This is a genomic window from Kribbella sp. NPDC055071 (assembly GCF_053608045.1).
Genome location: NZ_JBSGUS010000024.1, coordinates 90,929 through 97,501 on the forward strand (window position 1 = coordinate 90,929; position 6,573 = coordinate 97,501).

Below are 6,573 nucleotides of genomic sequence, written 5' to 3' on the forward strand. Positions count from 1 at the left end.
AGAGTGCGCGGGCGGACCGGAAGCGGAGTTCCCGGGGCGGGCCACGTAGATTCGCGGCGTGACTCATTTGCCTGACCAAGGTCCTCAGCCTGGTGTCCACGACCTGGGATACGCACGGCTCGACACCGATCGGCTGGAGCGTACCGGCGACGCAGAAGTGGTGTACGGCGCCGGAAAGACGTCGGCCCAGGTGGTCGAACTGCTGCGCACACTGCACGCCACTCACCCTGGTCACGCCGTCTTGGCGACCCGTCTCGCCGTCGAAGCGCAGGAGGCCGTGGCCGCCGAACTGCCGGATGCCGTGGTCGATCCAGTCGGACGTACGGCGGTGCTTGGTGAACCGCCCGTACTCCGGGGGACTGTCGCCGTGGTGGCGGCCGGTACGTCGGATGCGCCGGTTGCGGCCGAGGCTGCGACGACTGCCCGAGTGTTCGGCGCGGGGGTCGAGCTGATCACCGATGTGGGTGTGGCTGGGCTGCACCGGCTGCTAGGTGTGCGTGAGCGGTTGGATGCGGCGGACTGCCTGGTTGTGGTGGCCGGGATGGAGGGTGCGCTGCCTTCGGTGGTCGGTGGACTGGTTGGGGTGCCGTTGGTCGCCGTACCGACGTCTGTTGGGTACGGCGCTTCGTTCGGCGGGCTGGCCGCGTTGCTGGCGATGCTGAACTCGTGTGCGCCCGGGGTGAGCGTGGTGAACATCGACAACGGGTTCGGTGCCGGTGTGTTCGCCGCCCGGGTCGCCCGGCGCTCCGCACCGCGTGAGTCGAAGGAGTCCCAGTGAGAATCGCCTGGATCGACTGCGCGGCCGGAGCCTCCGGCGACATGCTCCTGGGCGCCTTCCTGGACGCCGGAGCAGACCTCAACGTCGTCAACACCGCAGTAGCCGCCGTAGACCCCTCTCTCTCAGTAACAGTCCAACGCACCGCCCGCCACCAAATAGCCGCCACCAAAGCCACCATCAACGTCAACGGCACCCCCCACTGGGAAAACACCCCAGAACCCCAAGCAGGCCACGGGCATGGCCACGGTGGTCACGACCACGCAGGTGAACACGCAGAGGCTGAACCCGACGCTGGGAGCGACGAGGCGGGTGTTGGGCGTGGGCATGGGCCTACTCGGCCGTGGGCTGAGGTTCGGGGGTTGATTGAGGGGGCTGGGCTTTCTGAGGCCGTGCGGGATCGCGCGCTTGACACCTTCGCTCGGTTGGCTCGGGCTGAGGGGGTGGCTCATGGGGTGGCGCCGGATGCGGTGCACTTTCATGAGGTGGGGGCTTTGGATGCGATTGCGGACATCGTGGGGGTGGCCGCGGCTTCGGTCTCGTTGGATATCGATCGGATCGTGGTGTCGACCATCAGCCTCGGGGGTGGCGGGCAGGTGAAAGGGCAGCACGGTGGGATCCCGGTTCCGGGTCCTGCCGTACTGCATCTGTTGTCCGAGGCCGCAGCACCCGTGACCGGCGGGGCAGCGCCGTACGAGATGACGACGCCGACCGGAGCGGCGCTGCTGGCTTCGCTCGCGAACGAGTTCGGCCTGCTTCCCCCGATGCGGATCATGCAGACCGGCGTCGGCGCGGGTGGACGCGACCCGGTCGAGGTGCCGAACGTCGTCCGCGTAGTCCTGGGTGAATCCCTCGAGGCCTCGACCGACGAGCTCGTCTACGAGACGAACGTCGACGACCTGGACCCGCGGATCTGGCCGCAGGTGCTCGCCCGGCTGATGGAGGCGGGCGCGGCCGACGCCTGGCTGACCCCGATCCTGATGAAGAAGGGCCGCCCGGCCCACACCCTGTCCGTCCTCGTCGGCACCGCGAGCTCGGAAGTGGTCCGCTCGGTGATCCTGTCCGAGACGTCCGCGATCGGCCTGCGCGAGTCCACCATCCGCAAGCACGCCGCGGACCGTGAGTTCGCCACCGTCGACGTCGACGGCCAGCGGATCCACGTGAAGATCGCCCGGTACGGCGGCCAGGTCGTCAACGTCCAACCCGAGTACGACGATGTCGCGGCCGCCGCGGCCGTCCTGAAGAAGCCCGTCAAAACCGTTCTGGCCAAGGCAATCGCCGCCGGCCACGATCTCTGGAGCTAGTGGGCCTCAGCCTTCTCGACCAAGACCTTCTGTTTGCGGCGGGGCCAGTCGTACGGCCACCACTGCGCCCCGCCGCGGCGCGCCCACACGATGATCCCGATCAGCACGGCCAGCTCGATCGCCGGGCAGATCGTGTCCCGCAACCGTGCGCTGAAGAACTCCAGCGAATCCGAGAGACTCGCGGCGACCTGGCGAGCGTGCGGATCACGACCCGGTACGTACGCGATCGCGAGCATCGTCGTCCGCACGACCATCAACCCGTCGACCTTGGACGCCGCGACCGCAGCCAGGGCGACCCAGGCGATCACGTCGTACCAAGGCAGTGAGTACATCGCGGTGAGGCTCCACGCGATCGCGTAGATCGCGGTGTAGCGGATCGCGGCCGGCGTGGGGTCGTCCGGATGCGTCTGCGGCACCAGTGACTTCGGGAACACCTGCGACAGCAGAATCGCGACCACGACCAGCCCGACCCACGCGAGGATCGCCAGCACAGTCCGGACCAGCCCGTTCGGCAGGAACAGCGTGAAGAAGCTCAGCAGCACCTTGTGCGGTGTGCCGGTGGAGATGAACGACGTCTGCGATCGCGCCTGCTGGAACGCCTGCAGCCCGACCACGGCGTACAGACCACCCATGGCCAGCGCACCGCCGGCACAGAAGATGAGGGCTCTGCGTCGATCCGCCCGCAGCGACCACAGCATCGCCACCCCGACCAGACCGATGGACAGCTTGGTGCACCCCGCAACGCCGAGCAGGATCCCCGCCCAGAACACGTGCCGCCGGAACAGCACCAGCGCGATGACCGCGAACATCACCGCGATCGCGTCGTTGTGCGCGCCCGCCAGGACCGTCCAGAGGATCAGCGGGTTGGCCAGGCCCAGCATGGCCACGCGTCGCCGGTTCGGCAGGTTGGGCCCGACCAGCTTGAGCAACAGCAGTCCGGTGACGACCAGGCTGATCCCGACCGACAACTGCAGCATCCACACCGTGAGCTGCATCGAGTCGCCGCCGATCAGCGACGAGAGCCACTGGATCCAGGTCGCGATCGGCCCGTACACGCTCTTCGCGCCCTGCCACGGCCGCTCCGTCGCCGCGATGACCGAGTCGTACCCGAGCCGGATCGTGTCCGCCGGCGCGGTCGTGTACGGGTTGCCGCCGAGCGACATGATCCGCCCGTACGCCGCGTAGATCAGCACATCACCGGACGCCATCGGCGGGACCAGCGTGATCGCCGCCGTCGTACCGATGCCTAGGGCAACCAATCGGCTGACCCGTGGGGCCCACCCGTACCTGAGCGCCTTGGTGGCGAGGAAGACGCCGTACCCGCCGAGGAGGATCGCGACGTAGATCCCGACCGAGACGAGCCAGTCGTTCGGCTTGGCGTTGAACCAGTACGACGGAAGCCACGCATGCCGGTTGGTCAGGGTCAGCACGACCACGGACGGCCCGAGCAGGCCGACCGCGACGATGAGCGCCGTACACATCAGGTAGAGCGCGACGGCGCGGCGCCCGTACCGCTCAGCCAGCCGCGGATCGGGGGTGACGCTCGTGCTCATTGGACGTGCTTCCGCGGCAGCAGGCCACGCAGCGACGGCCCACCGTCCGTCGGCAGGGCGCTGCGCGACGCCAGGGCGCGACGGACGTGCAGGTACTGCTTGGCGCGGTGCATTTGCCCGCGCAGGTCGGATCCGGTCGCGCGGTGCCGGACGTCGATCGGCACCTCGACGATGCGGAACCCCTTGCGGCCGAGGTCGATCGTCAGCGCGGTCTCGACCCCGAAGCCGGACGCCAGCGGTACGGCGGAGTCGAACGCGGCCCGGGTCAGGCAGCGCTGCCCCGACAACGGCTGCTCCGGCGCCCAGCCGGTCGCCTCTTCGATACCGGCCCGAGCCAGCCGTACGACGAAGCCGTGCCCGCCGGCCTTGGACCCGTCGGCGCGCAGCTGCGCCGGGAGCGTGCCGATGGTCATGTCGGCCCGGCCGGTCTGCACCGGCTCGATCAGCGGCGCCGCAGCGGTCGCGGAGTCGGTCAGGTCGGCGTCGAGGAACAACAGGTGCCGCGGGCGGGCGCCATCGCGGTCCGCGACCGCACCGGCCCCGGTCTCCATCGCGGCGGCCTTGCCCCGGTTCCGCTCGTGCTTGACGACGACCGCACCGGCGCGCTCGGCGGCTTCCGCCGTACCGTCGGTCGAACCGTCGTCGACGACCACGACCAGATCTACACCGATGATCTTGTGCACCGCGTCGACCGTGGCCGCGATCCGATCCGCTTCGTCCTTCGCCGGGATCACACAGGCGACGGCACGCTCGAAAGGCTCAGCAGGCTGATCATGACCGGACACAGCACCGCAGCCTAGTTCCTCCCCAGCCGACCGTCCTCGTCAGCGCCCGCTGCTGTGGATATCTCGTTCTTTCGAAGGATCTCCGCCGGGCGTTTGGTGGATCGGGGATATTGTCGGACAATCAGACAGACGTGGCGTGCTCCGGCGTGGGACCGGGCGGCTGCCGTAGCGTGGTGAGCACGTCGATCGAAGGGGCAGGGCGATGACTGCAACGACCGGGTCCACACCGACCGGCAGCACACAGGCCGGCAGCACACAGGCCGCGTACGGCGTCGACAGTGAGGTCGGACCGCTGCGGACGGTGATGCTGCACCGGCCCGGGAACGAGCTCCGCCGACTGACCCCGCGCAACAACGACAAACTGCTCTTCGACGGCATCCCGTGGGTCGGCCGCGCGCAGGACGAACACGACGCGTTCGCGCAGGCACTGCGGGATCGCGACGTCGAGGTGCTGTATCTGGGTGAGCTGCTGACCGAAGCACTGGCCGATCCCGAGGCGCGGACGCAGGCTGTCGCGGGGACGATCGAGGATCTTCGGCTGGGTGACACGCTGCGCGAGTATCTGCTGGCGTCGCTGGGATCTCTCGATCCGGCGCAGCTGGCCGAGGCGTTGATGGCGGGAGTTCGAAACGACGAGGTCCGGGTCGGTGGACTGGTCACCTCGTTGCTCGCGCATGAGGACTTCCTCATCGATCCGCTGCCGAATCTGCTGTTCACGCGAGACTCCAGCGTGTGGATCCGCGACTCGGTTGCGGTGACGTCGCTGGCGATGCCGGCTCGGGCGCGCGAGACGCAGTTGACCGAGCTGATCTATACGTTCCACCCGCGGTTCGCTGGGGCGCAGAAGGTGTATGACCACACGCTCGAGCATGTTGAGGGCGGTGACGTGCTGGCGCTCGGTCCCGGCGTACTGGCTGTTGGGGTTGGTGAGCGGACAACACCGGCCGGTGTGGAGCGGTTGGCTCGGCGGGTGTTCGCGCAGGACCTGGCACACACAGTGCTCGCGGTGCCGATCGCACAGCAGCGCGCGACCATGCATCTCGACACTGTGTGCACGATGGTCGACGTCGACGCCGTACTGATGTATCCGAACATGGCCGAGGAGATGCGGGCACTCGCGGTCACCACGGACGGTGGCGAGCTGCATGTCGCGGAGCCGGAGCCGTTCCTGGTCGCGGCGGCGAAGGCGCTCGGGATCGACACGTTGCGACGGATCGATACCGGGCTGGATCCGGTCACGGCCGAACGCGAGCAGTGGGACGACGGCAACAACACCCTCGCCCTCGCGCCGCGGGTCTGCATCGCTTACGAGCGGACGGTTGAGACCAACGCGCGGCTCGAGGAGTCCGGGATCGAGGTCATCCGGATCTCCGGATCCGAGCTGGGTTCGGGCCGCGGTGGGCCGCGCTGCATGTCGTGCCCGGTGCTGCGCGCACCACTGGCCGGCGTCTGACTTTTCCGTCGACCGGCCGAGTAAGCCCTACGACACGCGCAGTGAAATCCGGACTTGTGGCAAGCCCCCATCATGAGTACTCTTCATGGCTAGGCCCAGGCCCTGTTGCTCCCCCGTCAGCAGGACTTGGGCCGTCCACGTTCTGGCCCGGTTTCGCAGGCGCTCAACCGCCTCCCGGCCTAGACCACTCACAGTCACCACCTCCAGCGGCGGCCGACGTCCGGCGCGCGCACGCCCGCTCCTCGCCCACACCAACGGATATCCGCTGACGTGGTGCCTTCTCCCCTGGTGTGCGAGGGGAGAACCCACAAGACGAAGGGTTATCCGGCTCCTGTGTCGGATGTGTGGGTTGATGCGGACAGCGCCGCGCGGCGGCTGGTCCGTTTGCCGCCTTCGGCGGGCACGCAGATGGCTGTTGTGCGCTCAGGTGGTGTGCGCGAGCCGGGTGCCGGCGACGTGGTCATCGCGGTCTCCGGACCCCTTGGGAGTTGTGAGCCGGGTTCAAGTGATCGAGTCGTGGATCCGGGTCAGGAATCGGCAGCGAGATTCGCCGATATCCACGACTCGATATCGCGGCCCGAACCACTAGCCACGACTCGATGCGCCGACCACGGCCGCCGCCGTCGCCCCGAGCACGATGCTGACCGCGAACAGCGCCCACCGGTCTTTCCGGAACTTCCTGGTCGCTATCCGCAGATTTACT

5 protein-coding genes are annotated in these 6,573 nt (G+C 68.4%); 3 read left to right on the forward strand and 2 right to left on the reverse strand.

Annotated elements, in window-relative coordinates; translation table 11 throughout:
- Positions 1–58: 58 nt before the first annotated feature.
- The gene (larB, locus tag ACWF4Z_RS32060; protein WP_452246921.1) at positions 59–778 is read left to right on the forward strand and encodes a nickel pincer cofactor biosynthesis protein LarB; all 720 of its coding nucleotides are present in this window, start codon (positions 59–61) and stop codon (positions 776–778) included.
- Positions 775–2,079: a nickel pincer cofactor biosynthesis protein LarC gene (larC, locus tag ACWF4Z_RS32065; protein ID WP_452246922.1), complete on the forward strand. Its 1,305-nt coding sequence runs from the start codon at positions 775–777 to the stop codon at positions 2,077–2,079. Before larB ends, larC begins: the two co-directional genes overlap by 4 nt.
- On the opposite strand, the gene ACWF4Z_RS32070 is transcribed toward larC, so the two are convergent.
- Both ACWF4Z_RS32070 and ACWF4Z_RS32075 read right to left on the reverse strand, forming a co-directional pair.
- Positions 2,076–3,632, reverse strand: a complete 1,557-nt coding sequence (locus ACWF4Z_RS32070; RefSeq protein ID WP_452246923.1) for a DUF2029 domain-containing protein — start codon at positions 3,630–3,632, stop codon at positions 2,076–2,078. The two genes, larC and ACWF4Z_RS32070, sit on opposite strands and share 4 nt — an antisense overlap.
- Positions 3,629–4,417 (reverse strand): glycosyltransferase family 2 protein, encoded by a 789-nt coding sequence (locus ACWF4Z_RS32075; RefSeq protein WP_452246924.1) that lies wholly within the window; start codon positions 4,415–4,417, stop codon positions 3,629–3,631. Before ACWF4Z_RS32075 ends, ACWF4Z_RS32070 begins: the two co-directional genes overlap by 4 nt.
- Positions 4,418–4,619: 202 nt before the next feature.
- Here ACWF4Z_RS32075 and ACWF4Z_RS32080 point away from each other — a divergent pair, with 202 nt between their 5' ends.
- Entirely contained in the window at positions 4,620–5,870 is a 1,251-nt protein-coding gene (locus tag ACWF4Z_RS32080; RefSeq protein ID WP_452246925.1) for an arginine deiminase, read from the forward strand.
- Positions 5,871–6,573 lie beyond the last annotated feature (703 nt).

Bases quoted from the DNA above. Each gene is read 5' to 3' on its own strand.
- ACWF4Z_RS32080 (WP_452246925.1), top strand. From the start codon at position 4,620: ATGACTGCAACGACCGGGTCCACACCGACCGGCAGCACACAGGCCGGC.
- ACWF4Z_RS32070 (WP_452246923.1), bottom strand. From the start codon at position 3,632: ATGAGCACGAGCGTCACCCCCGATCCGCGGCTGGCTGAGCGGTACGGG.